This is a genomic window from Hymenobacter sp. (assembly GCF_036388155.1).
GTDB lineage: Bacteria > Bacteroidota > Bacteroidia > Cytophagales > Hymenobacteraceae > Hymenobacter.
In genome coordinates, this window is record NZ_DASVSI010000131.1 from 1 (window position 1) to 2409 (window position 2409).

The 2409-nt window shown below is 60.7% G+C and carries 2 protein-coding genes; both read left to right on the plus strand.

Features of this window, described 5'->3' with window-relative positions; genetic code table 11:
- Nucleotides 1-143 precede the first annotated feature (143 nt).
- On the plus strand, nucleotides 144-1796 hold the full coding sequence (locus VF629_RS18250) for a glycoside hydrolase family 28 protein (RefSeq protein WP_331059935.1): 1653 nt from the start codon (nucleotides 144-146) through the stop codon (nucleotides 1794-1796).
- Nucleotides 1797-1823: 27 nt separating this feature from the next.
- The coding region (locus tag VF629_RS18255; RefSeq protein ID WP_331059936.1) for a glycoside hydrolase family 88 protein at nucleotides 1824-2409 on the plus strand (586 nt) is incomplete at its 3' end.

Sequence of the window (2409 nt, forward strand, 5' to 3'; positions counted from 1 at the left end):
TGCTACTCGCGGACTAAAAGTCCGCGCTACAGCACACCGATTCCAAATCGCCCTAGTAGGGCGGTAGAGATGCTTCGGCTGCGCTCAACATGACGTTCCTTTAGGATTATCGCAAATATGCCCCTTGCCACTGTAACCCCTCCATGAAAACATTCGCTTTCTTAAGCCTAATAGCCCTCACGGCTACCACCGCCGTGGCCCAAACACCTAACCTCCCGCTAGTCAAAACCACGGCCTTTAAAGCCGATACCTTCTCCATTGCCAAGTACGGCGCCGTGGCCGATGGCCTGACCCCGAACACCGCCGCCGTGCAGCAAGCCCTGGACGCCTGCACGGCCAAAGGCGGTGGCGTGGTGCTCATCCCGCGTGGCCACTGGATGACCGGTCCGCTCACGCTCAAATCGAATGTAAACCTGCACCTAGCTGAGGGCGCATTGCTGCAATTCAGCAACCGCATGGCCGATTATAAGCTGATAAAAACCAACTGGGAGGGCCTGGACGCCGTGCGCAACCAGCCGCTGCTCTACGGCCAGGGCCTCGAAAACGTGGCTATCACCGGCCGCGGCGTGATTGATGGAGCCGGCGAAGCCTGGTGGATGGTGCAAAAAGCCCGCAGCCTCGAAAGCGAATGGAAAAAACTGGTGGCCTCGGGCGGCGCCCTCAACGAAAAGCAGGACCGCTGGTACCCTTCGGCTCAGTCGTTGAAGGGTACCACCGTGAAGGAAGCCGGCGTGCTGACCCCTGAAAAGCAAAACATCGCCGACTTTGAAGACATTAAAGACTACCTGCGGCCCGACATGCTGGTGCTCGACCGCTGCCAGCGCCTGCTGCTGGAGGGCGTCACGTTTCAAAACTCGCCGGCCTGGACCCTGCACCCCATGCGCAGCGAACACGTGGTGGTGCGCAACGTGACGGTGACTAACCCGCCCTACAGCCCCAACACTGATGCGCTGGACCTAGAGTCCTGCAAGAACGGCCTGGTGGAAGGCAGCACGTTCAACGTGGGCGACGACGCCATTTGCATAAAGTCGGGCCGCAACGAGCAGGGGCGGGCCCGGGCCATGCCCACCGAGAACTTCATCATTCGCAACTGCAAAGTGTACCGGGCCCACGGCGGCTTCGTCATCGGCTCCGAGATGTCGGGCGGGGCGCGCAACATCTACGTTTCCAACCTCACGTTTTTTGGCACCGACATCGGCCTGCGCTTCAAAACCACCCGCGGCCGCGGCGGTGTGGTCGAGAACATCTTCATCGACCACGTCGACATGCGCGACATCCCCGGCGAGGCCATCCTCTTCGACATGTACTACATGATAAAGGACCCCACGCCGCAGGTAGCTGGCTCGAAGGAGCGGCCCGTGTCGCCGGCCAAGCCCGTGGACGAAGGCACCCCGCAATTTCGTGGCATCAGCATCCGGAACGTGACGTGCGCTGGTGCCCGTACCGCCATTATGGTGCGCGGCCTGCCCGAAATGAGCATCAAGGGTATCAGCATTGAAAACGCGGTGCTGCAAGCTAAGGAGGGCCTGGTGTGCATCGAAGCCGACAACATTCGCCTCAAAAACGTGACCCTGCTCACCTCCGACACCGACCCCGTGATGGAGGTGCACAACAGCAAGCGCATCGCCCTTGACGGCATCCGCTACCGGCCCGGCGCCAGCGTGCTGCTGCGCGTTTCGGGCGCCGAAAAAGCCCAGGGCATCACCCTCACCAACACCGATGCCACCAAGGCCAAACAGGCGCTGGAGCTGGGCACTGGCGTGAAGAAGAAAGCCGTAACCCTTACCAAAAAGTAAGCCATGAATGTCCGCCATTTTCTTCTCATGTGGTTGCTGCTTAGTGGCTTGGTTGCGCAGGCGCAGTCGGCCGGCAAGCCCAAGCCCTTGTGGCAGCAAATGGCCGATTCCTTCATGCGGCAATACCCCGATTCGTTGGGCCTGGAGAAGAATAAGGTCGCCCGTTGGGGCTACAAGCAGGGCCTCATGCTCAAGGCGTTGGAGCGGGTGGGCGAGCGCGCCGGCGACCCTCGGTATATGGACTACATCGTGCGCACCATAGATTACTCCATCGCGCCGGACGGCACCATTGCGCGCTACAATTTCGACGACTTCAACCTCGACAACATCAATACCGGCCGCATCCTGCTCATGCTGATGCAGCAGCCCAACCTGCCGGCGCCCCGGCGCGAGGCCTACCGCAAAGCTGCCCAACGTCTGCACCAGCAGCTTGACGAGCAGCCCCGCACCAAGGAGGGCGGCTACTGGCACAAGAAGCGCTACACCCACCAAATGTGGCTCGATGGCCTGTACATGGCCGAGCCGTTCTATGCCGAGTACAGCAAGCTGTTCAACCAGCCGGCCGGGTTCGATGATGTAGCCAAGCAGTTCGCTCTCATCGAGAAGAACCTGG

Bases quoted from the DNA above. Each gene is read 5' to 3' on its own strand.
- VF629_RS18250 (WP_331059935.1), top strand. From the start codon at position 144: ATGAAAACATTCGCTTTCTTAAGCCTAATAGCCCTCACGGCTACCACC.